Source organism: Streptomyces fractus (assembly GCF_049844455.1).
Lineage (GTDB): Bacteria > Actinomycetota > Actinomycetes > Streptomycetales > Streptomycetaceae > Streptomyces > Streptomyces fractus.
Genome location: NZ_JBMYHI010000002.1, coordinates 7,625,991 through 7,650,668 on the forward strand (window position 1 = coordinate 7,625,991; position 24,678 = coordinate 7,650,668).

Annotated in this window: 16 protein-coding genes, 3 rRNA genes, 1 pseudogene and 1 riboswitch; of the genes and pseudogenes, 15 read left to right on the forward strand and 5 right to left on the reverse strand. The window is 66.4% G+C overall.

The window, feature by feature from the left end; translation table 11 throughout:
• Positions 1 to 45: 45 nt before the first annotated feature.
• The gene (locus ACP4E5_RS36580) at positions 46 to 948 is read left to right on the forward strand and encodes a hypothetical protein (protein WP_425836413.1); all 903 of its coding nucleotides are present in this window, start codon (positions 46 to 48) and stop codon (positions 946 to 948) included.
• 73 nt (positions 949 to 1,021) lie between these two features.
• On the opposite strand, the gene ptsP is transcribed toward ACP4E5_RS36580, so the two are convergent.
• On the reverse strand, positions 1,022 to 2,692 hold the full coding sequence (ptsP, locus tag ACP4E5_RS36585) for a phosphoenolpyruvate--protein phosphotransferase (protein ID WP_425836416.1): 1,671 nt from the start codon (positions 2,690 to 2,692) through the stop codon (positions 1,022 to 1,024).
• 74 nt (positions 2,693 to 2,766) lie between these two features.
• Entirely contained in the window at positions 2,767 to 3,216 is a 450-nt protein-coding gene (locus ACP4E5_RS36590; RefSeq protein WP_351339448.1) for a PTS sugar transporter subunit IIA, read from the reverse strand.
• A gap of 673 nt (positions 3,217 to 3,889) precedes the next feature.
• Between ACP4E5_RS36590 and ACP4E5_RS36595 the strand changes: the two genes are divergently transcribed.
• The 13 genes and pseudogenes from ACP4E5_RS36595 to ACP4E5_RS36655 all read left to right on the forward strand — a co-directional run bounded on the left by ACP4E5_RS36595 (position 3,890) and on the right by ACP4E5_RS36655 (position 19,374).
• Positions 3,890 to 5,415, forward strand: a 16S ribosomal RNA gene (locus ACP4E5_RS36595).
• 306 nt (positions 5,416 to 5,721) lie between these two features.
• Positions 5,722 to 8,844: ribosomal RNA gene (locus ACP4E5_RS36600) — 23S ribosomal RNA — on the forward strand.
• 88 nt (positions 8,845 to 8,932) lie between these two features.
• Positions 8,933 to 9,049, forward strand: a 5S ribosomal RNA gene (rrf, locus tag ACP4E5_RS36605).
• Together the 16S, 23S and 5S rRNA genes form the textbook arrangement of a ribosomal RNA operon.
• Positions 9,050 to 9,208: 159 nt before the next feature.
• Positions 9,209 to 9,818: pseudogene (clsA, locus tag ACP4E5_RS36610) on the forward strand (cardiolipin synthase ClsA).
• A 112-nt stretch (positions 9,819 to 9,930) separates the two neighbouring features.
• The gene (locus ACP4E5_RS36615; RefSeq protein ID WP_425836419.1) at positions 9,931 to 12,426 is read left to right on the forward strand and encodes a sugar phosphate nucleotidyltransferase; all 2,496 of its coding nucleotides are present in this window, start codon (positions 9,931 to 9,933) and stop codon (positions 12,424 to 12,426) included.
• Between the two features lie 88 nt (positions 12,427 to 12,514).
• Positions 12,515 to 13,420, forward strand: coding sequence for a DUF881 domain-containing protein (locus ACP4E5_RS36620; RefSeq protein ID WP_425836422.1), 906 nt, complete (start codon positions 12,515 to 12,517; stop codon positions 13,418 to 13,420).
• Entirely contained in the window at positions 13,417 to 13,749 is a 333-nt protein-coding gene (locus tag ACP4E5_RS36625; protein ID WP_266722032.1) for a small basic family protein, read from the forward strand. Before ACP4E5_RS36620 ends, ACP4E5_RS36625 begins: the two co-directional genes overlap by 4 nt.
• A gap of 5 nt (positions 13,750 to 13,754) precedes the next feature.
• Positions 13,755 to 14,717 carry a DUF881 domain-containing protein gene (locus ACP4E5_RS36630; protein ID WP_425836425.1) on the forward strand — a complete coding sequence of 321 codons (963 nt, stop codon included), beginning with the start codon at positions 13,755 to 13,757 and terminating at the stop codon, positions 14,715 to 14,717.
• Between the two features lie 83 nt (positions 14,718 to 14,800).
• Positions 14,801 to 15,751, forward strand: a complete 951-nt coding sequence (locus ACP4E5_RS36635; protein WP_425841945.1) for an FHA domain-containing protein — start codon at positions 14,801 to 14,803, stop codon at positions 15,749 to 15,751.
• Positions 15,752 to 15,778: 27 nt separating this feature from the next.
• A complete protein-coding gene (gene ftsR / locus ACP4E5_RS36640; protein ID WP_425836428.1) occupies positions 15,779 to 16,507 on the forward strand; it encodes a transcriptional regulator FtsR in 729 nt (242 codons plus the stop codon).
• A gap of 86 nt (positions 16,508 to 16,593) precedes the next feature.
• On the forward strand, positions 16,594 to 17,067 hold the full coding sequence (locus ACP4E5_RS36645) for a bifunctional nuclease family protein (RefSeq protein WP_005475662.1): 474 nt from the start codon (positions 16,594 to 16,596) through the stop codon (positions 17,065 to 17,067).
• Positions 17,068 to 17,258: 191 nt separating this feature from the next.
• Positions 17,259 to 17,879: a MerR family transcriptional regulator gene (locus ACP4E5_RS36650; protein WP_425836432.1), complete on the forward strand. Its 621-nt coding sequence runs from the start codon at positions 17,259 to 17,261 to the stop codon at positions 17,877 to 17,879.
• Between the two features lie 46 nt (positions 17,880 to 17,925).
• On the forward strand, positions 17,926 to 19,374 hold the full coding sequence (locus tag ACP4E5_RS36655) for a DNA polymerase IV (protein WP_425836435.1): 1,449 nt from the start codon (positions 17,926 to 17,928) through the stop codon (positions 19,372 to 19,374).
• Here ACP4E5_RS36655 and ACP4E5_RS36660 read toward each other — a convergent pair.
• Positions 19,317 to 19,691, reverse strand: a complete 375-nt coding sequence (locus ACP4E5_RS36660) for a PRC-barrel domain-containing protein (RefSeq protein ID WP_425836438.1) — start codon at positions 19,689 to 19,691, stop codon at positions 19,317 to 19,319. The two genes, ACP4E5_RS36655 and ACP4E5_RS36660, sit on opposite strands and share 58 nt — an antisense overlap.
• Before the next feature lie 123 nt (positions 19,692 to 19,814).
• Positions 19,815 to 19,910: riboswitch (glycine riboswitch) on the forward strand.
• A 185-nt stretch (positions 19,911 to 20,095) separates the two neighbouring features.
• Here ACP4E5_RS36660 and gcvP point away from each other — a divergent pair.
• Positions 20,096 to 22,981, forward strand: a complete 2,886-nt coding sequence (gene gcvP, locus ACP4E5_RS36665; RefSeq protein WP_425836441.1) for an aminomethyl-transferring glycine dehydrogenase — start codon at positions 20,096 to 20,098, stop codon at positions 22,979 to 22,981.
• A 51-nt stretch (positions 22,982 to 23,032) separates the two neighbouring features.
• Here gcvP and ACP4E5_RS36670 read toward each other — a convergent pair whose 3' ends face one another.
• Together ACP4E5_RS36670 and ACP4E5_RS36675 are read right to left on the reverse strand one after the other, a co-directional pair.
• Complete coding sequence (locus ACP4E5_RS36670; RefSeq protein WP_425836443.1) at positions 23,033 to 23,233, reverse strand: DUF5999 family protein; 201 nt, start codon at positions 23,231 to 23,233, stop codon at positions 23,033 to 23,035.
• 377 nt (positions 23,234 to 23,610) lie between these two features.
• The gene (locus ACP4E5_RS36675; protein ID WP_425836446.1) at positions 23,611 to 24,207 is read right to left on the reverse strand and encodes a hypothetical protein; all 597 of its coding nucleotides are present in this window, start codon (positions 24,205 to 24,207) and stop codon (positions 23,611 to 23,613) included.
• Between the last annotated feature and the right edge of the window lie 471 nt (positions 24,208 to 24,678).

Consider the following 24,678-nt stretch of genomic DNA (forward strand, 5'->3'; position numbering starts at 1 on the left):
CGATTACTCTGAGTGAGCATCGTTCAAGCGCACTCAGGGGGAATCATGGGGCACATTCAGCACAGCCGGACGATCAGCACGCGGCGCGGCCTGCGCCGTGAAGTGGCGGGAACCATCGGCCTGTTGGCCGACGAGCAGGACTTCCAGGCGATGCGGCTCTACCGCACCTTCACCTTCGACGACCACACGACGTACCTGCGCCAAGTGGAAGGGCTGCTCAAATCCCAGGCCGCGGCCGGCGGGTACACCACGGTCACGCTCTTCGACCCGGCCGAGTTCACGGATTTCTGCAAGGCGGAGGGCCTTGACCCGGACAGCGCGGTCAGCCGTACGCGATTCACCGCCGAACTCGCCGCGTCAGGACCCGTGGTCGCCTACCAGGGACAGCCCATGGCCGACCTCGTCCCCGAACTCGTGGAAGAGGCGGTCCGCCAAGCGACCTGGGAGTTCGCGACGTCCGTCCTGTCCCGGACAGGGGCATGCGCCGTGTGCGGGCAGGACGTCGGACACATGGCCTTCGCCAGGGCCTCCCACCTGGTCTCCCGGGTGATCGACGCCCTCGGTGAGGGAGCGCACCACTGGGTGTGCAGCGCGCTCACCGACAGGGAGTCCCTCAACGCCGTCCTGCACGTGGACGCCACGGAACCCGACACGGTCAAGGTCGACGAGTCCGCGGCCATGGAGGTCACGGCCGTACTGGCGCTGGCGATCGTCACCCGGCGCGCCAGCGCGGTCATCGTGCGCAGCTCGGTCCCCGGCAAGGAAGACCGCGTCTGCGGCTGGCACCTGAAGGACGAAGGACTCCGACCGATCCCCGGAGGACGGGTCTTCGACGCCTACTGCACCGACGCGGACTCCGGCGACCTGTCCGCCCCGGAACCCGGCGTGAACTACTGCACCGCACCAGAAGTGGACGACACGCAACCGGACGGGAAGCACCTGCACTGAATCCCGCGGACAAGCGCGGAGGGCGCCCCGCCCAAAGGCGGAGCGCCCTCCGAAAGGGAGCGGTCGTGCCCGGTTACTCGCCGGACAGCACGGCCTGAGCCGCGTTGCGCGCTTCCTCCGCCGACTCCGCGGCACGTGCGGCAGCGGCCGCACGCTCGCACTGGGCCAGCGTGTACTTGCCGAGCGTCGACCGCACGTACGGAATCGAAGCGGCACCCATCGAGAGGGAGGTGACACCCAGACCGGTCAGGACGCACGCCAGCAGCGGGTCGGACGCGGCCTCACCGCAGACGCCGCAGCTCTTGCCCTCGGCCTTCGCCGCGACCGCGGACAGCGCGACCAGGTCGAGCAGCGCGGGCTGCCACGGGTCCTGCAGACGCGACACGGCACCGACCTGACGGTCGGCGGCGAACGTGTACTGGGCCAGGTCGTTGGTGCCGAGCGACAGGAACTCGACCTCCTGCAACACCGACCGGGCACGCAGCGCGGCGGACGGAATCTCCACCATCGCGCCGAACTTCGCCTGCAGACCGGCCTCACGGCAGGCATCGGCGAACGCCTTGGCGTCGGCGCGGTCGGCCACCATCGGCGCCATGACCTCGAGGTACACCGGGAGGCCCTCGGAAGCCTTCGCCAGCGCGGTCAGCTGCGTGCGCAGCACCTCCGGGTGGTCGAGCAGCGTCCGCAGACCGCGCACGCCCAGAGCCGGGTTGGGCTCGTCACCGGGCGTCAGGAAGTCCAGGGGCTTGTCGGCACCGGCGTCGAGCACGCGCACCACGACACGGCCCTCGGGGAACGCCTCGAGCACCTGCCGGTACGCCTCGACCTGCTTCTCCTCGGAAGGAGCGTTCTTGCTGTCGTCCAGGAAGAGGAACTCGGTACGGAAGAGACCGACGCCCTCGGCCCCCGCCTCCACCGCCGCGGGCACGTCCGCCGGGCCGCCGACATTGGCGAGCAGCGGCACCTTGTGTCCGTCAGAGGTGGCACCGGGACCGGTCGACGCGGCCAGCGCCGCCTTGCGCTCGGCGGCAGCGGCCTCCATCGAGGCCCGCTTCTCCGCACTGGGGTCCACGAAGATCTCACCGGTGCTGCCGTCGACGGCGACGACGGTGCCCTCGGCGAGCTCACCCGCACCGGGAAGCGCGACCACGGCCGGCACGCCCAGGGCGCGGGCCAGGATCGCGCTGTGGCTGGTCGGCCCGCCTTCTTCGGTGATGAAACCGAGCACGAGCGCGGGGTCCAGGAGCGCGGTGTCCGCGGGCGCGAGGTCACGGGCGATGAGCACATAGGGCTTGTCGCTGTCCGGAACGCCGGGCATGGGCACGCCGAGCAGCCGGGCCACGATGCGGTTCCGCACGTCATCAAGGTCCGCGACGCGGCCCGCCATGTACTCACCTGCGCCAGCGAGGAGCTCGCGGTAGTGCGAGAACGCGTCGTAGATACCGCGCTCGGCCGTGCTCCCGACGGCGACCCGACGGTCGACGTCGGCCATCAGCTCCGGGTCCTGGGCGATCATGGCCTGAGCCTCGAGCACCGCCTGGGCCTCGCCACCGGCCAGGTTGCCGCGCGCCATCAGGTCGGCCGCGACAGCTTCGACGGCCTGGCGGGCGCGCCCCTGTTCGCGCTCGGCGTCCTCAGCCGGAATCTGCTTGGCCGGCGGCTCAAGCACCGCCGTCCCCATGTGCCGAACCTCGCCGATCGCCACACCGTGGCTCACGCCGACGCCTCGCAGCGTTGTCTCCATCTCACCCGTCTCCGATAGTGCGGCGAGCACAGCCGCCGCGTTGATTTCCAGCCGGCCGTCAGTGACGGGGCGCGTCACTTCCAGCCGAAGAGCGCGTCGCCGGCCTTGATGTCCCCGTCCTCGACGACACCGGAAAGGGACTCGGCCGTGGCCTCGAGGGCGACGACCGGGCAGATCGGCGACTTGCCGGCGGCCTCGACGGCAGCCGGGTCCCAGCGGACCACGGACTGCCCGCGCTGCACAGTGTCGCCCTTGTTGACGAGCAGCTCGAAGCCCTCGCCGTTGAGCTGGACGGTGTCGATGCCCAGGTGCGTCAGCACACCGTGGCCTTCCTCATCCACGACGACGAAGGCGTGCGGGTGAAGGGACACCACGATGCCGTCCACCGGCGCCACGGCGTCGGACGCCTCGCGCGCGGGGTCGATGGCGGAGCCGGGGCCGACCATCGCACCGGAGAAGACCGGGTCAGGAACGGCGGAGAGCCCGATGGCGCGTCCGGTGAGCGGGGACGTCACACTGGTCATGGCAAGCCTCCCAGGGGGCGGAGATTCAGGGGCGCCGTCACTGCCTGTCCTGGACGGCGTACTGTTCAGAAGCGTAAGTCATAAAAAGTCCCGGTTCCCTACGAGAGGTACCGGTTGGCGGACGTAGAGGCCGCGGGCAAACGATTTGCGCCGAAGCTCGGGCCCGATGTACTGTCGTACCTCTGCCAGGGAGGCAAGCGACGCCACTGAGCGTCCAACACCTCGGCAGCATCTATCAAGTCCTAAGTTCCATTGCGAAGCGTATCTCTGCATGCCTGCGGAGACGTGGCAAGCGGGCCGAAAAAAGACTGATAGTGTTTGACCTCGCCGAAAGGCAAAGGCCCTCCAACGGCCACCGGAAATGAAATCCGAACCGGAAACGGAACGGAAAACGGATCTGGTAAGGTTGGAAACACGCAGTAACACTGCAAAGAAGTACCGAAGGGAAGCGCCCGGAGGAAAGCCCGAGAGGGTGAGTACAAAGGAAGCGTCCGTTCCTTGAGAACTCAACAGCGTGCCAAAAATCAACGCCAGATATGTTGATACCCCGTCTCCAGCGTCTGCTGGGGATGAGGTTCCTTTGTAAAAAAACACAGCGAGGACGCTGTGAACGGTCGGATTATTCCTCCGACTGTTCCGCTCTCGTGTGTGTCGCCCCGATCACGGGGAAACATTCACGGAGAGTTTGATCCTGGCTCAGGACGAACGCTGGCGGCGTGCTTAACACATGCAAGTCGAACGATGAAGCCTTTCGGGGTGGATTAGTGGCGAACGGGTGAGTAACACGTGGGCAATCTGCCCTTCACTCTGGGACAAGCCTTGGAAACGAGGTCTAATACCGGATAACACTCCTGTCCTCCTGGATGGGGGTTAAAAGCTCCGGCGGTGAAGGATGAGCCCGCGGCCTATCAGCTTGTTGGTGAGGTAATGGCTCACCAAGGCGACGACGGGTAGCCGGCCTGAGAGGGCGACCGGCCACACTGGGACTGAGACACGGCCCAGACTCCTACGGGAGGCAGCAGTGGGGAATATTGCACAATGGGCGAAAGCCTGATGCAGCGACGCCGCGTGAGGGATGACGGCCTTCGGGTTGTAAACCTCTTTCAGCAGGGAAGAAGCGAAAGTGACGGTACCTGCAGAAGAAGCGCCGGCTAACTACGTGCCAGCAGCCGCGGTAATACGTAGGGCGCAAGCGTTGTCCGGAATTATTGGGCGTAAAGAGCTCGTAGGCGGCTTGTCACGTCGATTGTGAAAGCTCGGGGCTTAACCCCGAGTCTGCAGTCGATACGGGCTAGCTAGAGTGTGGTAGGGGAGATCGGAATTCCTGGTGTAGCGGTGAAATGCGCAGATATCAGGAGGAACACCGGTGGCGAAGGCGGATCTCTGGGCCATTACTGACGCTGAGGAGCGAAAGCGTGGGGAGCGAACAGGATTAGATACCCTGGTAGTCCACGCCGTAAACGGTGGGCACTAGGTGTGGGCAACATTCCACGTTGTCCGCGCCGCAGCTAACGCATTAAGTGCCCCGCCTGGGGAGTACGGCCGCAAGGCTAAAACTCAAAGGAATTGACGGGGGCCCGCACAAGCAGCGGAGCATGTGGCTTAATTCGACGCAACGCGAAGAACCTTACCAAGGCTTGACATACACCGGAAACGTCCAGAGATGGGCGCCCCCTTGTGGTCGGTGTACAGGTGGTGCATGGCTGTCGTCAGCTCGTGTCGTGAGATGTTGGGTTAAGTCCCGCAACGAGCGCAACCCTTGTTCTGTGTTGCCAGCATGCCCTTCGGGGTGATGGGGACTCACAGGAGACCGCCGGGGTCAACTCGGAGGAAGGTGGGGACGACGTCAAGTCATCATGCCCCTTATGTCTTGGGCTGCACACGTGCTACAATGGCCGATACAATGAGCTGCGATACCGCAAGGTGGAGCGAATCTCAAAAAGTCGGTCTCAGTTCGGATTGGGGTCTGCAACTCGACCCCATGAAGTTGGAGTTGCTAGTAATCGCAGATCAGCATTGCTGCGGTGAATACGTTCCCGGGCCTTGTACACACCGCCCGTCACGTCACGAAAGTCGGTAACACCCGAAGCCGGTGGCCCAACCCCTTGTGGGAGGGAGCTGTCGAAGGTGGGACTGGCGATTGGGACGAAGTCGTAACAAGGTAGCCGTACCGGAAGGTGCGGCTGGATCACCTCCTTTCTAAGGAGCATCTAGGCCGCCGGGCTTGCCCGGTGGTCCAGGGCCATTACGTCGGCACACGTTCGACGGTGGTTGCTCATGGGTGGAACGTTGATTATTCGGCACGATTGGTTGGCTTCACTAGTACTGCTTCGGCGTGGAACGTGTGAGTGAACTGGTCGGGCCGGGCACGCTGTTGGGTATCTGAAGGTACGGGCTGTAGAGCCTGATCCTTCAGTGCCGGCCCCGGTGAAGCGCCAAGGTTCTTGGTGTGTGACGGGTGGTTGGTCGTTGTTTGAGAACTGCACAGTGGACGCGAGCATCTGTGGCCAAGTTTTTAAGGGCGCACGGTGGATGCCTTGGTACCAGGAACCGATGAAGGACGTGGGAGGCCACGATAGTCCCCGGGGAGTCGTCAACCAGGCTTTGATCCGGGGGTTTCCGAATGGGGAAACCCGGCAGTCGTCATGGGCTGTCACCCGCTGCTGAATATATAGGCAGTGTGGAGGGAACGCGGGGAAGTGAAACATCTCAGTACCCGCAGGAAGAGAAAACAACCGTGATTCCGGGAGTAGTGGCGAGCGAAACTGGATGAGGCCAAACCGTATACGTGTGAGACCCGGCAGGGGTTGCGTGTACGGGGTTGTGGGATCTCTCTTCTGTCGTCTGCCGGCGACAGGACGAGTAAGAAACCGTTGATGTAGGCGAAGGACATGCGAAAGGTCCGGCGTAGAGGGTAAGACCCCCGTAGTCGAAACATTAGCGGCTCGTTTGAGAGACACCCAAGTAGCACGGGGCCCGAGAAATCCTGTGTGAATCTGGCGGGACCACCCGTTAAGCCTAAATATTCCCTGGTGACCGATAGCGGATAGTACCGTGAGGGAATGGTGAAAAGTACCGCGGGAGCGGAGTGAAATAGTACCTGAAACCGTGTGCCTACAAGCCGTGGGAGCGTCGCTGTATGTGCTTGCACATACAGTCGTGACTGCGTGCCTTTTGAAGAATGAGCCTGCGAGTTTGCGGTGTGTTGCGAGGTTAACCCGTGTGGGGAAGCCGTAGCGAAAGCGAGTCCGAATAGGGCGATTCAGTAGCGCGCTCAAGACCCGAAGCGGAGTGATCTAGCCATGGGCAGGTTGAAGCGGAGGTAAGACTTCGTGGAGGACCGAACCCACCAGGGTTGAAAACCTGGGGGATGACCTGTGGTTAGGGGTGAAAGGCCAATCAAACTCCGTGATAGCTGGTTCTCCCCGAAATGCATTTAGGTGCAGCGTCGTGTGTTTCTTGCCGGAGGTAGAGCACTGGATAGGCGATGGGCCCTACCGGGTTACTGACCTTAGCCAAACTCCGAATGCCGGTAAGTGAGAGCACGGCAGTGAGACTGTGGGGGATAAGCTCCATGGTCGAGAGGGAAACAGCCCAGAGCATCGACTAAGGCCCCTAAGCGTACGCTAAGTGGGAAAGGATGTGGAGTCGCAGAGACAACCAGGAGGTTGGCTTAGAAGCAGCCACCCTTGAAAGAGTGCGTAATAGCTCACTGGTCAAGTGATTCCGCGCCGACAATGTAGCGGGGCTCAAGCGTACCGCCGAAGTCGTGTCATTCATACAACAGCCCCAACGGGTGTGTGGATGGGTAGGGGAGCGTCGTGTGCCGGGTGAAGCAGCACCGGAAGGTAGTTGTGGACGGTTCACGAGTGAGAATGCAGGCATGAGTAGCGATACACACGTGAGAAACGTGTGCGCCGATTGACTAAGGGTTCCTGGGTCAAGCTGATCTGCCCAGGGTAAGTCGGGACCTAAGGCGAGGCCGACAGGCGTAGTCGATGGATAACCGGTTGATATTCCGGTACCCGCTGTGACGCGAAAGACATCGAATCCAGTGATGCTAAGGCCGTGAAGCCGTTCCGGACCCTTCGGGGAATGGAAAGTGGTGGAGCCGCCGGTCCAAGCTGGTAGTAGGTGAGCGATGGGGTGACGCAGGAAGGTAGTCCAGCCCGGGCGATGGTAGTCCCGGGGTAAGGGTGTAGGCCGTGCGGTAGGTAAATCCGTCGCACACAAGGCTGAGACCTGATGCCGAGCCGATTGTGGTGAAGTGGATGATCCTATGCTGTCGAGAAAAGCCTCTAGCGAGTTTCATGGCGGCCCGTACCCTAAACCGACTCAGGTGGTCAGGTAGAGAATACCGAGGCGTTCGGGTGAACTATGGTTAAGGAACTCGGCAAAATGCCCCCGTAACTTCGGGAGAAGGGGGGCCATTCCTGGTGATGACATTTACTGTCTGAGCTGGGGGTGGCCGCAGAGACCAGCGAGAAGCGACTGTTTACTAAAAACACAGGTCCGTGCGAAGCCGTAAGGCGATGTATACGGACTGACGCCTGCCCGGTGCTGGAACGTTAAGGGGACCGGTTAGTCACATTTCGGTGTGGCGAAGCTGAGAACTTAAGCGCCAGTAAACGGCGGTGGTAACTATAACCATCCTAAGGTAGCGAAATTCCTTGTCGGGTAAGTTCCGACCTGCACGAATGGCGTAACGACTTCTCGACTGTCTCAACCATAGGCCCGGTGAAATTGCACTACGAGTAAAGATGCTCGTTTCGCGCAGAAGGACGGAAAGACCCCGGGACCTTTACTATAGTTTGATATTGGTGTTCGGTTCGGCTTGTGTAGGATAGGTGGGAGACTGTGAACCTTGGACGCCAGTTCAGGGGGAGTCGTCGTTGAAATACCACTCTGGTCGTGCTGGATGTCTAACCTGGGTCCGTGATCCGGATCAGGGACAGTGTCTGATGGGTAGTTTAACTGGGGCGGTTGCCTCCCAAAGAGTAACGGAGGCGCCCAAAGGTTCCCTCAGCCTGGTTGGTAATCAGGTGTTGAGTGTAAGTGCACAAGGGAGCTTGACTGTGAGACCGACGGGTCGAGCAGGGACGAAAGTCGGGACTAGTGATCCGGCGGTGGCTTGTGGAAGCGCCGTCGCTCAACGGATAAAAGGTACCCCGGGGATAACAGGCTGATCTTCCCCAAGAGTCCATATCGACGGGATGGTTTGGCACCTCGATGTCGGCTCGTCGCATCCTGGGGCTGGAGTCGGTCCCAAGGGTTGGGCTGTTCGCCCATTAAAGCGGTACGCGAGCTGGGTTTAGAACGTCGTGAGACAGTTCGGTCCCTATCCTCTGTGCGCGTAGGAATATTGAGAAGGGCTGTCCCTAGTACGAGAGGACCGGGACGGACGAACCTCTGGTGTGCCAGTTGTCCTGCCAAGGGCATGGCTGGTTGGCTACGTTCGGAAAGGATAACCGCTGAAAGCATCTAAGCGGGAAGCCTGCTTCGAGATGAGTATTCCCACCCCCTTTGAGGGGTTAAGGCTCCCAGTAGACGACTGGGTTGATAGGCCGGATCTGGAAGCACCGTAAGGTGTGGAGGTGACCGGTACTAATAGGCCGAGGGCTTGTCCTCAGTTGCTCGCGTCCACTGTGTTGGTTCTGAAACCACGAACAACCGTCGTAGCCATGTGCCACGGCTCCGGTTGATAGTTTCATAGTGTTTCGGTGGTCATAGCGTGAGGGAAACGCCCGGTTACATTCCGAACCCGGAAGCTAAGCCTCACAGCGCCGATGGTACTGCAGGGGGGACCCTGTGGGAGAGTAGGACGCCGCCGAACTAATTTTATAGAAAAGCCCGGGCCGGGATACGGTCCGGGCTTTTCTGTGTTCAAGGGCCGTAACCGAGCGTTACGGCGACCCCCGGTAGCTCTCGCTGGTCGACACTGAGGGTAAAGTCGGGGGGTATCGTTGGTTCGTTCCCCACAGGAGGCCCCCGGGTGGAGGTCCAGGAGACCCGTGTTCAGACGGACAGGGTCCTCACCATCCCGAACATCCTCAGCATGGCGCGTCTCGTCGGCGTGCCCCTCTTCCTGTGGCTCATCCTGCGCCCTGAGTTCGGGGGCCCCAAGAGTGATGGCTGGGCGCTGCTCGTGCTGGCTCTCAGCGGCGTCAGTGACTATCTCGACGGGAAGCTCGCGAGGCGCTGGAATCAGAATCAGCAGCCTCGGCCGGCTGCTCGACCCGGCCGCTGACCGGCTCTACATTTTGTCCACGTTGGTGGGTTTGACCTGGCGTGACATTCTGCCCATTTGGTTGACCTCCGTACTTTTGGCGCGGGAGCTGCTTCTTCTGGTGATGGTGGGGATCCTCCGGCGCCACGGCTATCCGCCGCCCCAGGTGAACTTCCTCGGGAAGGCAGCGACCTTCAACCTGATGTACGCGTTCCCCTTGCTGCTTCTCAGTGACGGAACGGGCTGGATCCACGAACTCGCTGCTATTTTCGGATGGGCGTTCGCCGGATGGGGTACGACGCTGTACTGGTGGGCAGGGATCCTCTACGTGGTTCAAGTCCGCCGGCTTGTCCGGGCGGACTCCATGGCCGATTGAGCTCGCCATTGCGTGTTGGCAGAGGCCAGATGGCCCGCCGTGACAAGTGCGGGTCATTCCGGGCGGGCGAAGTCGGCTAGACCGTCGTCTCTTCAAGGAGGACGCTTCCGACATGAAGGCCGTCGTGATGGCCGGAGGCGAAGGCACACGCCTTCGCCCCATGACCTCGAGCATGCCCAAGCCGCTCCTGCCTGTGGCCAATCGGCCGATCATGGAGCATGTGCTCAGGCTGCTCAAGCGGCATGGGCTCAGCGAGACCGTGGTCACCGTGCAGTTCTTGGCTTCACTCGTCAAGAACTACTTCGGGGATGGCGAAGAGCTGGGAATGGAGCTCACCTATGCCAACGAGGAGAAGCCACTCGGCACTGCCGGCAGCGTGAAGAACGCTGAGGAAGCGCTGAAGGACGACTCCTTTCTTGTCATCTCGGGTGACGCCCTCACCGATTTCGACCTCACCGAGCTCATCGAATTCCACAAGGAGAAGGGCGCGCTCGTCACCGTCTGTCTGACGCGTGTGCCCAATCCGCTGGAATTCGGTATCACCATCGTCGACGAGGAGGGGAAGGTCGAGCGCTTCCTCGAGAAGCCGACCTGGGGGCAGGTCTTCTCGGACACGGTGAACACGGGCATCTATGTGATGGAGCCCGAAGTCTTCGACTACGTCGAGGCCGATGTTCCGGTGGACTGGTCCGGAGATGTCTTCCCGCAGTTGATGAAGGAAGGCAAGCCCATCTACGGCTATGTGGCCGAGGGGTACTGGGAGGACGTCGGGACACACGAGAGCTATGTGAAGGCCCAGGCCGACGTCCTCGAAGGAAAGGTCGACGTCGAACTCGACGGGTTCGAGATCTCGCCCGGTGTGTGGGTCGCCGAAGGTGCCGAGGTGCACCCGGACGCCGTGCTGCGCGGACCGCTCTACATCGGCGACTACGCCAAGGTCGAAGCGGATGTGGAGATCCGGAAGCACACGGTCGTCGGTTCGAACGTCGTCGTGAAGAGCGGGGCGTTCCTGCACAAGGCCGTCGTGCACGACAACGTCTATATCGGGCGGCACTGCAATCTGCGGGGCTGTGTGGTCGGAAAGAACACCGACATCATGCGGGCCGCGCGGATCGAGGACGGCGCCGTCATCGGCGACGAGTGCCTCGTCGGCGAAGAATCGATCGTCCAGGGCAATGTGCGGGTCTACCCGTTCAAGACCGTGGAGGCCGGTGCCTTCGTCAATACGTCGGTCATCTGGGAGTCGCGTGGGCAGGCCCATCTGTTCGGGGCGAGGGGCGTCTCCGGGATCCTGAACGTCGAGATCACGCCGGAGCTGGCCGTACGGCTCGCGGGGGCGTACGCGACGACGCTCAAGAAGGGGTCGACCGTCACGACCGCGCGCGACCACTCCCGTGGTGCGCGTGCGCTCAAGCGGGCCGTCATCTCCGCGCTCCAGGCCAGCGCCATCGACGTACGGGATCTGGAGAACGTGCCGCTGCCCGTGGCGCGGCAGCAGACGGCGCGGGGCAGTGCCGGCGGGATCATGATCCGTACGACGCCCGGGGTGCCGGACTCCGTCGACATCATGTTCTTCGACGAGCGCGGGGCGGATCTTTCGCAGGGCAGTCAGCGCAAGCTGGACCGGGTGTACGCGCGGCAGGAGTACCGCAGGGCGTTCCCCGGGGAGATCGGCGACCTGCACTTCCCGTCGAGCGTCTTCGACTCGTACACGGGGTCGTTGCTGCGCAACGTCGATACGACGGGGGTCGCGGAGGCCGGGCTGAAGGTCGTCGTCGACGCGTCGAACGGGAGCGCCGGGCTCGTGCTGCCCAGCCTTCTCGGGCGACTCGGTGTCGACTCCCTGACGATCAATCCCGGGCTCGACGAGTCGCGGCCCACGGAGACGGCGGACGCCCGCAGGTCCGGGCTCGTACGGCTGGGGGAGATCGTGGCGTCGGCGCGGGCCGCCTTCGGGGTGCGGTTCGACCCCGTCGGTGAGCGGCTTTCGCTGGTCGATGAGAAGGGGCGGATCGTCGAGGACGACCGGGCGTTGCTCGTGATGCTCGATCTTGTCGCGGCGGAGCGCAGGAGCGGGCGGGTCGCGCTGCCAGTGACCACGACCCGTATCGGCGAGCAGGTCGCCGCTTATCACGGGACGCAGGTCGAGTGGACGACGACGTCGCCCGACGACCTGACGCGCGTGGGGCGTGAGGACGGGGCGATCTTCGGTGGGGACGGGCGCGCCGGGTTCATCATTCCCGAGTTCAGCAGTGTGTTCGACGGTGCCGCGGCCTTTGTGCGGCTCATCGGGCTCGTCGCCCGTACGCAGCTGACCCTCAGCCAGATCGACGCGCGGATTCCGCGGGCGCACGTGCTCAAGCGGGATCTGGCGACGCCGTGGGCCGTCAAGGGGCTCGTCATGCGCCGCGTCGTTGAGGAGGCGGGCGAGCGGTCCGTGGACACGACCGACGGAGTGCGGGTCGTGGAGGCCGACGGGCGCTGGGTGATGGTGCTGCCCGACCCGGCCGAGGCCGTCACCCATCTGTGGGCCGAAGGACCGGACGACGCCTCCGCGCAGCAGCTGCTCGACGAATGGTCGGCCGTTGTGGACAGCGCCGGCCGCTGACCCGGATATCCGCTGCTCGACGCCTATTTCGGGCGTCGAGCAGCGGGACAGTGGGGTCGTTGCGTGGTAGGGGCCGCGACGTGCGACGATGTGCGGCATGCCGCAGCAGCCCCCCAAACGGAGCACCCCAGAGCGCCCCGCGCGCCCCGACGCCTCCATGTCGCTGCTGACCAACGTCATGGATCACAGCCTGGACGACGGGTACGCGGAGGCCACCGCGCGCAAAGAGGCGCTGGGCCAGAGCGGTCTGCCGAAGACGCTGCGGGCGAAGCTGGGGCTCGCGGCGGGACTCGTGCTCGCCGCGCTCGTGGTGACGGTGGGCGCCGCGCAGGCCCGCGTCGCCGCGCCGGTGGTGGCCAAGGAGCGCGAGGAGCTCATCAACCGCATCGACCGGGAGACCGAGTCCGCGGACAAGCTGGAGGGACAGGTCGACTCGCTGCGCGGGCGTGTGGGCGAGATGCAGCGCGAGGCGTTGAAGAAGCACGGTGGCGAGCAGGGGGAGTTGGCGGGGGTGCTCTCCGGCGCCGTCGCCGTGCACGGCCCCGGTGTGAAGCTCGTCGTCGACGACGCCAAGTCGGCCACCACGGGCGACGGGAGCGGTCCGCGCGAGAGCAACGGTTTCTCCGACACCGGCCGCGTACGTGACCGGGACATGCAGCGCGTCATGAACGGTCTCTGGCAGTCCGGCGCCGAGGCCATCAGTATCAATGGGCAGCGCCTCACCTCGCTGTCCGCGATCAGGGCCGCGGGTGACGCGATACTGGTCGACAACAAGCCGCTGGTGCCGCCGTACACGGTGCTCGCGGTGGGGGACGGGCAGCGGCTGAGCACGCGGTTCCAGAACAGCGCCGACGGTCTCTACCTGCACGCGCTGCAGGAGAACTTCGGGGTCAGGACCAGTATTTCGGCCCAGGACGACATCAAGCTTCCTGCCGCCCCCAGCGTGATCGTACGTACAGCACAGCCGAGAGCAGAGCAGAAGGGCACATCGTGATCGCCGTACTGGGCCTCGTCGTGGGAGTCGTGGTCGGTCTTTTCGTCCGGCCCGAGGTTCCGGCGGTCGTCGAGCCTTACCTCCCCATCGCCGTCGTCGCGGCGCTGGACGCGGTGTTCGGGGCGCTGCGCGCCATGTTGGACGGGATCTTCGACGACAAGGTGTTCGTCGTCTCGTTCCTGTCGAACGTCGTCGTGGCCGCGCTGATCGTCTTCCTGGGCGACAAGTTGGGCGTCGGCGCGCAGCTGTCGACCGGTGTCGTCGTGGTGCTCGGCATCCGCATCTTCTCCAACGCGGCCGCGATCCGGCGGCATGTGTTCAGGGCGTGAGGCCGATGAGTAAGAACGAGAACGAAGAGAACGCCGAGAGCCGCGAGAACGTGCGGAGCGGGCAACCGGACGGCGAGACCGAGCAGTTGCGCAGGGAGCTTCCTGCCGAACTGCCTGCCGAGGTGCCGCCGGAGAGCCGTACGCCGGAGGTGGGGCAGGAGCCGGAGGAGTCGGAGTCGGGTCCGGCTGAGTCCGAGGCGCCCGAGGCGGAGCCGGTCGGCCCGGACGTCGTCGAGCCCGAACTGACCGGGCGGCAGCGGCTCGTGAAGGGTCTGTGGCCGCCACGCGCGTCGCGTGCCCAACTCATCATGGCTGTGCTGCTGTTCGTCCTGGGGCTCGGGCTCGCCATCCAGGTGCGGTCCACCAGCGACAACAGCGCCCTGCGCGGTGCGCGTCAGGAAGATCTCGTTCGCATCCTCGATGAACTGGATGATCGAACTCAGCGTCTTGAGGATGAGAAGCAAGGTCTCGTGGACCAGCGCACCGAGCTGGAGAGCAGTTCGGACCAGGCCGACGAGGCCCGCAAGCAGACGGCCGAGAAGCAGAAGCAGCTCGGCATCCTGGCGGGCACGACGGCCGCGCAGGGGCCCGGGATCACCATGACCGTCACCGACACGAAGGGGGCCGTGGAGGCGGACATGCTGCTCGACGCCATCCAGGAGCTGCGCGCCGCCGGCGCGGAGGCGATCCAGGTGAACGATGTCCGTGTCGTGGCCAACACGTATCTGACGGACGGCAGTGGCGGGAAGGGGATCAGCGTGGACGGGCACCGGATCAGCCGTCCCTACCGGTTCAAGGTCATCGGCAAGCCGCAGGACCTGGAGCCGGCCCTGAACATCCCCGGGGGTGTGGTGCAGACGCTCGAGAAGGAGCAGGCCACGGTGGCCGTGAGCCGCTCCGGCAAGATCGTCGTGGATGCCTTGCGATCGGCGCAACGGCCTGATTACGCTCGGTCGTCCTCGGAGTGAAGCCGGGGGTGCATGGTGGATACCGTGCGAGGGCATGACGTTGCGGGGGGTCGCCGCAGCAAGGGTGGTGTGCGTGGTGGAAACTGTTTGGCGGATACGGACGTTGTGAGGGTGTCCGTGTCAATCATGTACGCGATGTACGCCGATGTGTGCAGTCAGGGTTCGTCCTGCCCCACGGGCGGGTCTGTTTCGGTCAAGGGGAATCGCCCGTGAAGTTGTTTGCGAAGTTGTTCGGCAAGAGCGCGCGTGAGGACGCCCGTCATCGCGCGCCGCGGCAGGGAGACGTGCCGGAGACGCAGGTGGGTGAGCGCCCGCTGTTCCGGGACCAGGTCGCCGGAGACAATTCGGGCGGACAGGGCGCGTCGTCTGTTGACCCTGCCGGTTCCGGCCGCATAGGTTTCGGAGAACCGTCAACCTCAAGTACGGGTGGAGGGTTTACCCCCGACCCGTACGCGTCCCACGCCCCCGCGGGGCAGCCGCGGCAGGAGGATCCGTCCATGTCGGCCCTGGTGTGTACGAGGTGCGGAAACCAGAACGGGGAGAACAGCCGGTTCTGCTCCAACTGCGGTGCGCCGCTGCGTGGCGGCGCGACGCCGGAGGGGCCGTCGGAGACGACGTCCACGATCTCCATCTCCGGCCTCGAGTCCTACGACCCGGAGGCGACGGGTCAGACGCAGCTTCCGGCCCTCTCGCCCGAGGCGCAGGCGGCGGTCGACGCGCTGCCGCTGGGCTCGGCGCTCCTGGTGGTGCGGCGCGGTCCGAACTCGGGCAGCCGCTTCCTCCTGGACGGCGAGCTGACCACCGCGGGGCGCCACCCGCAGAGCGACATCTTCCTGGACGACGTGACCGTGTCGCGTCGCCACGTGGAGTTCCGTCGCCTGCAGGACGGCTCGTTCACCGTCGCCGACGTCGGCAGCCTCAACGGCACGTATGTGAACCGTGAGCGCATCGACTCGGTGACGCTGAACAACGGGGACGAGGTGCAGATCGGCAAGTACCGGCTGGTGTTCTACGCGAGCCAGCGCGGTATCTGAACCGTCCGCGACCCTTCAGGAAGGTCCATGCTGCACACGACGAGTGGCGGTGCCCCAGGGGGTACCGCCACCACGGACAGTCGGCTGATGAGCATCGGCACCGTACTGAACGTGCTCCGAGAAGAGTTTCCCGAAGTCACCATCTCCAAGATCCGGTTCCTTGAGTCCGAAGGCCTCGTCGAGCCCCGGCGGACGCCTTCGGGCTACCGGAAGTTCAGCCCGGACGATGTCGAGCGGCTCGCCCATGTGCTGCGTATGCAGCGGGACCACTACCTGCCGCTGAAGGTCATCAAGGAGCAGCTCGACGCCCTGGAGCCGGGCGAGACGCTGTCCGTGCCCGCGCCGGGACGCCCCGGCGACGCGGAGGACGGCGACGACGTGCCGACGGCCGCGCGGGTCGGCCGGGACGAATTGCTGGCCGCCGTCGGCGTCGAGGAGCACGAGCTCGACGAATGGGAGTCGTACGGGCTCCTCACACCCCTGCCCGACGGCGGCTACGACGCCTCCGCCGTGTTGGTCGCCGAGCTCATCGGCGAGCTGGCCCGGTTCGGGATCGGGCCGCGGCACCTGCGGGTCATGCGGGCGGCCGCGGACCGGGAGGCCGGCCTGGTGGACCAGGTGGTGGCCCCGCTGAAGGTGCACCGCAACCCGCAGACGCGGGCGCATGCCGAGGCCCGTGCCAAGGAGCTGGCGGGCCTCACCGTGAGGCTGCACTCGGCACTTGTGCAGACCGCGCTCGGGGTGCGTCTGCCCTGATCGCGGGCGCGGGTGAGCACCGATGGCCCGGTCCTCGGTGGATGCCCGACTACCCAAACCGACCGGGCACGTCCTAGGGTTGCTGTGTGAACGAGCTCGACGTCGTAGGTGTCCGGGTCGAAATGCCCTCCAACCAACCGATCGTGCTCCTGCGTGAAGTGGGAGGCGACCGGTACCTCCCCATCTGGATCGGACCGGGGGAGGCGACCGCGATCGCCTTCGCCCAGCAGGGCATGGCGCCCGCGCGTCCGCTGACGCACGACCTTTTCAAGGATGTCCTTGAGGCGGTCGGCCAGGAGCTCACGGAAGTGCGCATCACGGACCTGCGCGAAGGCGTCTTCTACGCGGAGCTGGTGTTCGCGAGCGGGGTCGAGGTCAGTGCCCGCCCGTCGGACGCCATAGCCCTGGCGCTGCGCACCGGTACGCCGATCTTCGGCAGTGACGGGGTCCTGGACGATGCGGGGATCGCGATCCCCGACGAGCAGGAGGACGAGGTGGAGAAGTTCCGCGAGTTCCTCGACCAGATCTCTCCCGAGGACTTCGGCACCAACAGTCAGTGACCTCCAGGACGACGGCCGGACCGGCCGTCGAGCGGCGGCGCCGTCGGGACATTCGGCTAGCCTTTCCCGGCGGTGGGTCACGGGAAACCACTCTTAGGGTGATTATCACTCGGCGTGCCTAGTGTGGCGTTCGTTGACGCACCCCCTGTGACTGCCTACCGTCGACAAGGCAGGTCAATGAGGAGGTCGGCGTGAGAAGCAGCGGCGACGGTACGGCGACGGGCGGTCCGTACCTGTTTGACGGCAGCGCGGCCGATCACACTCCGCAGCGCCCGCAGGCCGTGCCTGTGGTGGCGGGGGAGAGCGGCTCGGCCGCTTCCGAGCAGCTGGGATACCGGGGGCCGACGGCATGTGCGGCGGCCGGCATCACCTACCGGCAGCTCGACTACTGGGCCAGAACCGGCCTTGTGGAACCCAGCGTGCGCTCCGCGTACGGATCGGGGACACAGCGGCTCTACAGCTTCCGGGACGTGGTCGTCCTCAAGGTCGTCAAGCGTTTCCTGGACACGGGCGTCTCGTTGCAGAACATCCGGACCGCCGTGCAGCACCTGCGCGAGAGCGGCTTCCGGGATCTGGAGCGGATGACGCTGATGAGCGACGGCGCGACCGTGTACGAGTGCACGTCGCCGGACGAGGTGCACGACCTGCTCCAGGGCGGCCAGGGGGTCTTCGGGATCGCCGTGGGCGTCGTCTGGCGGGACGTGGAGGCCGCGCTCTCGCAGCTGCACGGCGAGCGTGTGGACACCGGCGAGACGATCGTGCCGCCGAACCCGACGGACGAGCTCGCGAGGCGGCGGGGCAGGGCCGTGTGAGGTCCGTACGGCCCCGTTGTCAGTGGCGTAGGGCAGCATCGGTGATGTGAGAACCGCGCCCACGATCCTGCATCTCGACATGGATGCCTTCTACGCCTCTGCGGAGCAGGCGGCGAAGCCGAGCCTGCGCGGGAAAGCGGTCGTCGTGGGCGGGCTGGGTCCGCGCGGCGTGGTGGCCACGGCGTCGTACGAGGCGCGGAAGTTCGGGGTGCACTCGGCGATGCCGATGGGGCAGGCGCGCAGGCTCGCGCCGCACGCCGCCTATCTGGTGCCGCGTTTCCGGCTCTACCGGGAGATCAGCGAGCAGGTGATGGGTCTCCTGGGCGCCCTTTCGCCGCTCGTCGAGCCGCTGAGCCTGGACGAGGCGTTCGTCGATCTCGAGGCCGGTGAGGCGGCCTGGGACGCCGCGTCGGCGGAGGCCGTGGGGCGTCGGCTGCGGGCCGACATCCGGCGCGTGACCGGGCTGACCGGGTCCGTGGGGCTCGCCGCGTCCAAGATGCTCGCGAAGATCGGTTCGGAGGAGGCCAAGCCGGACGGGCTCGTGCTCATACGCCCCGGTACCGAGCGCGCGCTGCTCGGGCCGCGGTCCGTGCGGATCCTGCCCGGCGTCGGGCCCGCGACGGCGGACCATCTGCGGCGGGCCGGGATCCAGACCGTGGAGGAGATCGCGGGGGCCGGTGAGGACGAGCTGGTGCGTCTCCTCGGCAAGGCGCACGGCAGCCACCTGTACGAGATGGCGCTCGCCCGCGACGAGCGGCCCGTCGTCGCCGAGCGGGACTCCAAGTCCGTATCGGTCGAGGACACGTACGACGTGGACATCCATGACCGGGTGCGGGTCCGGATGGAGGTGCGCAGGCTCGCCGGCCGGTGCGTGGAGCGGCTGAGAGCGGCCGAGCGGTCGGGGCGGACCGTGGTGCTCAAGGTGCGGCGCTACGACTTCTCGACGCTGACGCGCTCCGAGACGCTGCGGGGGCCGACGGACGATCCCGGGGTGGTGCGGGAGGCCGCGGCGCGGTTGCTGGAGAGCGTGGACACGACCGGGGGCGTGCGGTTGCTGGGGGTCGGTGTCAGTGGGCTCGCCGACTTCACGCAGGAGGATCTGTTCGCGCAGTTCGCCGCCGCGGAGGAGGCGGCCGCGGAGGCCGCGGCCGAGGAGCCGGAGGGAGAGGCGGCCGCGGTCGAGCCGGTGGAGGCCGCCGAGCCCGTCGAGCGGAGATGGCTGGCCGGGCACGATGTGCGGCATGCCGAGTTCGGGCCGGGGTGGGTGCAGGGGAGCGGGCTCGGGCGGGTGACCGTGCGGTTCGAGACGCCGTATGCGGTGGTGCCGGGGCGGGTGCGGACCTTCCGGGTCGACGATCCCGAGCTGGAGTCGGCGGATCCGCTGCCGCTGGTGGAAAGAGCCGTCGAAGGTGGGGGAGCCGTCGGCGGGGGCCGCGATCAGGTCGGGTCGTCCTCCGCGCCCGCGACCTTGCCGAACGTGACGTCGGGCGACTGAGGAGCCGTGATGTCCAGACCGTAGTGGTGGTAGAGCTGGAGCTCCTGCTCCGGGGAGAGATGGCGGCCCACGCCGAAGTCGGGGGCGTCCTTGATCAGGGAGCGTTCGAAGGGCACGTGCAGCGTGCCGTCCGTGAAGTCGCTGGGCTCGAGCGGGACGAACGCGTCGCGGCTGAACAGGCCGGTTCGTATCGCGGCCCATTCCGGCACGCCCGTGGCGTCGTCCAGGTACACCTCGTCGATGGTGCCGATCTTGGCCCCGTCGCGGTCGAAGGCCTTGCGGCCGATCAGATTGCGCGGATCGACATCGGTCTGCACGGGCCCTCCAACTGATCGCGATGATCGCAACTCGTCTGTAAGCACTACGAAAGAGCACATTGCGTAAGGCGGCCACTCGGGGGCTCCGGTCAAGTAGCCGCTGGTAGGCTGGCAGACGGCTGCTGACCCCGTGCGGGAGAGTCTTCCGACGGTAGTCGGGGGCGCCGAAGGAGCAAATCCTCCCCGGAATCTCTCAGGCCCCTGTACCGCACGGACGAGGTCACTCTGGAAAGCAGGGCGGGGTGCACGGTTTCCGCTCTCACCGACGGTGCAAGCCGGTGCGTTCCGTGTTCTCGCGGGGTGGGCCGGTGAAGCTCTCAGGTTGAGATGACAGAGGGGGAGGCCGTCCGGGTACCCGCGCCATGGTGCCCCTCGTAGGTCGCAATGACCAGGAGGCCTCCGCAATGACCGCCAACCGTATTCCGCTCTCCCAGCTGGAGCGAGGGATCCCCTTCGAGCAGCGCCACATCGGCCCCGATGAGGCCGCTCAGGCCAAGATGCTCGCGCAGGTCGGCTACGGCTCGCTGGACGAGCTGACCGCGGCCGCGGTGCCCGATGTGATCAAGAGCGCCGAGGCGCTCGACCTTCCGGCCGCCCGCAGCGAGGCCGAGGTGCTGGCCGAGCTGAAGTCGCTCGCCGAGCGCAATGACGTTCTCGGTTCGATGATCGGCCTCGGCTACTACGGGACGTTCACGCCGCCCGTCATCCTGCGCAATGTCATGGAGAACCCGTCCTGGTACACGGCGTACACGCCCTACCAGCCGGAGATCTCGCAGGGCCGCCTCGAGGCGCTGCTCAACTTCCAGACCATGGTCGCCGAGCTGACCGGCCTGCCCACCTCGGGCTCCTCGCTGCTCGACGAGGGCACGGCCGCCGCCGAGGCGATGGCCCTCTCGCGCCGCGTCGGCAAGGTCAAGAACGGTGTCTACGTCGTCGACGCCGACGCCCTGCCGCAGACCATCGCCGTCATTCAGACGCGCGCCGAGCCGACCGGCGTCGAGATCGTCGTCGCCGACCTGAGCGAGGGCATCCCCGCCGAGGTCGCCGAGCGCGGCGTCGTGGGCGTGCTCGTGCAGTACCCGGGCGCCTCCGGCGTCGTGCGGGACATCAAGCCCGTGATCGACCAGGCGCACGAGCTGGGCGCCATCGTGACCGTTGCCGCTGATCTTCTTGCTCTGACGCTGCTCACCTCGCCCGGCGAGCTGGGCGCGGACATCGCCGTCGGTACGACGCAGCGCTTCGGTGTCCCGATGGGCTTCGGCGGCCCGCACGCCGGATACATGGCCGTGCGCGAGAAGTTCGCGCGCTCGCTGCCCGGCCGCCTGGTGGGTGTCTCCGTCGACGCCGACGGCAACAAGGCGTACCGCCTCGCCCTGCAGACCCGCGAGCAGCACATCCGCCGCGAGAAGGCGACCAGCAACATCTGCACCGCGCAGGTGCTGCTCGCCGTCATGGCCGGCATGTACGCCGTCTACCACGGGCCCGAGGGCCTCAAGTCCATCGCGCGGCGCACCCACCGGTACGCCACCCTGCTCGCCGCGGGGCTCACGGCGGGCGGCGTCGAGGTCGTGCACGGCGCGTACTTCGACACCCTCACCGTGCGCGTGCCGGGCAAGGCCGCCGAGGCCGTCTCGGCCGCGCGCGAGGGCGGCGTCAACCTGCGCCTCGTGGACGCCGATCACGTCTCCATCGCCTGCGACGAGACCACCACGCGGGCCCAACTGGGCGCCGTGTGGAGCGCGTTCGGTGTCGACGCGGACATCGAGGCGCTGGACGCCGAGGCCGAGGACACGCTGCCGGGCGGGCTGCTGCGCGAGGACGACTACCTGACGCACCCCGTCTTCCACCAGTACCGCTCCGAGACGTCGATGCTGCGCTACCTGCGCACGCTGGCCGACAAGGACTACGCGCTCGACCGCGGCATGATCCCGCTGGGCTCCTGCACGATGAAGCTCAACGCGACGACGGAGATGGAGCCGGTCACCTGGCCCGAGTTCGGCCAGCTGCACCCCTTCGCCCCCGCCGAGCAGGCGCAGGGTTACCTGACGCTGATCCGTGAGCTGGAGGAGCGGCTCGCCGAGGTCACCGGCTACGACAAGGTGTCGCTGCAGCCGAACGCCGGTTCGCAGGGCGAGCTCGCCGGTCTCCTCGCCGTCCGCGGCTACCACCGGGCGAACGGCGACGAGCAGCGCACCGTCTGCCTCATCCCGTCCTCCGCGCACGGCACGAACGCCGCGAGCGCCGTGATGGCCGGCATGAAGGTCGTCGTCGTGAAGACCGCCGATGACGGCGAGGTCGACATCGAGGACCTGCGCGCCAAGATCGAGCAGCACGCCGAGCAGCTCGCCGTCCTCATGATCACGTACCCGTCGACGCACGGCGTCTTCGAGGAGCACGTCGCCGACATCTGCGCCGCCGTGCACGACGCGGGCGGTCAGGTCTACGTCGACGGCGCCAACCTCAACGCCCTTGTGGGGCTTGCCAAGCCGGGGCACTTCGGCGGCGACGTCTCGCACCTGAACCTGCACAAGACGTTCTGCATCCCGCACGGCGGCGGCGGTCCCGGCGTCGGCCCGGTGGGTGTGCGCGAGCACCTCGCCCCGTACCTGCCGAACCACCCGCTCCAGCCGGCCGCGGGCCCCGAGACGGGTGTCGGTCCGATCTCCGCCGCCCCGTGGGGTTCCGCCGGGATCCTGCCGATCTCCTGGGCGTATGTGCGGCTCATGGGCGGCGAGGGGCTGAAGCGGGCCACGCAGGTGGCCGTGCTCTCCGCGAACTACATCGCCAAGCGGCTCGAGCCGCACTTCCCGGTGCTCTACAACGGTCCGGGCGGGCTCGTCGCGCACGAGTGCATCATCGATCTGCGGCCGCTCAGCAAGGCGACGGGCGTGAGCATCGACGATGTCGCCAAGCGGCTCATCGACTACGGGTTCCACGCGCCGACCATGTCGTTCCCGGTCGCCGGGACGTTCATGATCGAGCCCACCGAGAGCGAGGACATCGAGGAGCTCGACCGGTTCTGCGACGCGATGATCGCGATTCGCGGCGAGATCGAGCGGGTCGCCTCCGGCGAGTGGGCGGCCGACGACAACCCGCTGCGGAACGCTCCGCACACGGCCGGGATGCTCGGCGGCGACTGGGCGCACGCGTACAGCCGGGAAGAAGGTGTCTTCCCGGCCGGAGTGGTCGCTTCGGAGAAGTACTGGCCGCCGGTGCGGCGTATCGACCAGGCGTTCGGCGACCGGAACCTGGTGTGTTCCTGCCCGCCGCTCGACGCCTACGAGGGCTGATCCACTCGGGACTGCGCGGCCGCCGGTCGCGCAGTCCTGCTCAGTCGATCCCTACGCCGCCGTCACGACCCGGCCCAGTGGGCGGTGCGGGGCGATGATCTTTCCGTTGGGCAGCAGCTCGCCGGTGTCCTCGAAGAGCAGGACCCCGTTGCACAGGAGGCTCCATCCCTGCTCGGGGTGGTGAGCCACAGGGAGTGCGGCTTCCCTGTCCTCGGATTCCGCTGTCGGGCAGGCTGGCTGGTGCTGGCACATGGATGGGATCTTTCGCTGCGAAGTGATCTCGATGACGTGGGCTGTGCTTGCTGTGTTCGCTGTACGGGCGGTGCTGGTGGTGCCTGTCGTGCCGCGGCTTGAAGGCTTGTTCATGGCCGCCCCCCGTTTTCGTGAGTTCTGGAACCCAGTGTTGCCCTGTGGGCGTCAATCCGCAGGGATTTCCTTGCAGCGGTCCTTCTGGGTTGGAGACGCATCACCCGTGCGGACGGTTCAGTCCAACTCGACTCTCCCTTCGGGTGGTTAGGAGTGGTCGGTACGGGCTAGTCCGCTCGGGCACGGCTGTGCCCCGCGACCGGACGGCGGACGGCGCGGGGCACGGGCACGGGTGACCGGGGCCGTCGGCGGGCCCCGGTCGGTCAGGCGAGCAGGCCGGCGGGGGCCGGAGCCGGGGCCGGTGTCAGGCGGTGGGTGAGGACCGGCAGAAGCTCGGCCACCCGGTGCGGGCGGTGCGGGGCGATGCCCGGCGGGGCGGGTGCCAGCGGGACGAGGATGTCGTCGGCCGCGGGCTGGCCGCTCGCCGGGTCGGCGGTGCGCTCGCCGTGCAGCCACAGCGTGAGCATGTAGAGCTCGGGCACCGAGAGCAGCCGCGGCTGATAGGCCTGGGGCAGCGACTCCGCCTGCCGCAGGGCCCGTTCGGTCGACCTGATGTAGGGGCCCTCGAAGAAGTGCGAGAAGGCCCAGCCGTCCGGAGTGAGCATGGTGTCGGCCGCCGCCACCGCGCGCTCCCCGCAGCGGATCATGAACCGCCAGCCGGTCAGGCGGGCCCTGGATGGCCCGGTGGACTCGGTGATGTGGTCCAACACATGGAGAGGCAGCGGGAGTTCGGGAGTGGCGGGTCCCTGTGCGGCGCGCAGGGACGGGGTGCGGGCCTCGCGGACGGCGGTGGGGGAACCGAGGGCCGTGAGGACGCTGCGCAGGGCGGGCGCGGGAGCCGGTGGGACGTGCAGCGGCATGGTGGATCGCCTCTCATTCGACAGGCATGTGATGCGAGGGCGGTGCGGGACGAGCGGACGGCACTGTCTGCTGCGGGTGCACAGGGGTACACGGGGCGGAGAGGGCGGGGGCCTGGTCTGTGCCCGGGCCGCGGGCGCCAACTCTCTGTCTCGCCAGCGGAGTTTATACGATGCGTGTTCACGGAGTGTTTCCGCTAGCACGCCCTCCGGATTTCGCAAGGTGCTATTCGGGCGCGATTCCCACGGTGTTTTGTGGGCATCCTCCCCACTTTCGGTGGGGTAGCCGCACGTGACCTCGATGTCTTTCGGTCGAGCGGTCGGCCTGTTCTTGTCGGCGTTTTTCACCAGGGCCGCGAGCGACGGAATCTGCGGGCGGCCGCATGCCTGAGGAATGTGCCCGCGGGTAACCGGCTAGAGCGTACTGCTCCGTGGACGCGAGCGGGGCGTTATGGATCACATTGCCGGGGCATC

Excerpts from the sequence above, each read along its gene's own strand:
- ACP4E5_RS36615 (WP_425836419.1), top strand. The coding sequence starts at position 9,931 with ATGAAGGCCGTCGTGATGGCCGGAGGCGAAGGCACACGCCTTCGCCCC.
- ACP4E5_RS36630 (WP_425836425.1), top strand. The coding sequence starts at position 13,755 with ATGAGTAAGAACGAGAACGAAGAGAACGCCGAGAGCCGCGAGAACGTG.
- ACP4E5_RS36590 (WP_351339448.1), bottom strand. The coding sequence starts at position 3,216 with ATGACCAGTGTGACGTCCCCGCTCACCGGACGCGCCATCGGGCTCTCC.
- gcvP (WP_425836441.1), top strand. The coding sequence starts at position 20,096 with ATGACCGCCAACCGTATTCCGCTCTCCCAGCTGGAGCGAGGGATCCCC.
- ACP4E5_RS36675 (WP_425836446.1), bottom strand. The coding sequence starts at position 24,207 with ATGCCGCTGCACGTCCCACCGGCTCCCGCGCCCGCCCTGCGCAGCGTC.
- ptsP (WP_425836416.1), bottom strand. The coding sequence starts at position 2,692 with ATGGAGACAACGCTGCGAGGCGTCGGCGTGAGCCACGGTGTGGCGATC.
- ACP4E5_RS36620 (WP_425836422.1), top strand. The coding sequence starts at position 12,515 with ATGTGCGGCATGCCGCAGCAGCCCCCCAAACGGAGCACCCCAGAGCGC.
- ACP4E5_RS36580 (WP_425836413.1), top strand. The coding sequence starts at position 46 with ATGGGGCACATTCAGCACAGCCGGACGATCAGCACGCGGCGCGGCCTG.
- ftsR (WP_425836428.1), top strand. The coding sequence starts at position 15,779 with ATGCTGCACACGACGAGTGGCGGTGCCCCAGGGGGTACCGCCACCACG.
- ACP4E5_RS36670 (WP_425836443.1), bottom strand. The coding sequence starts at position 23,233 with ATGTGCCAGCACCAGCCAGCCTGCCCGACAGCGGAATCCGAGGACAGG.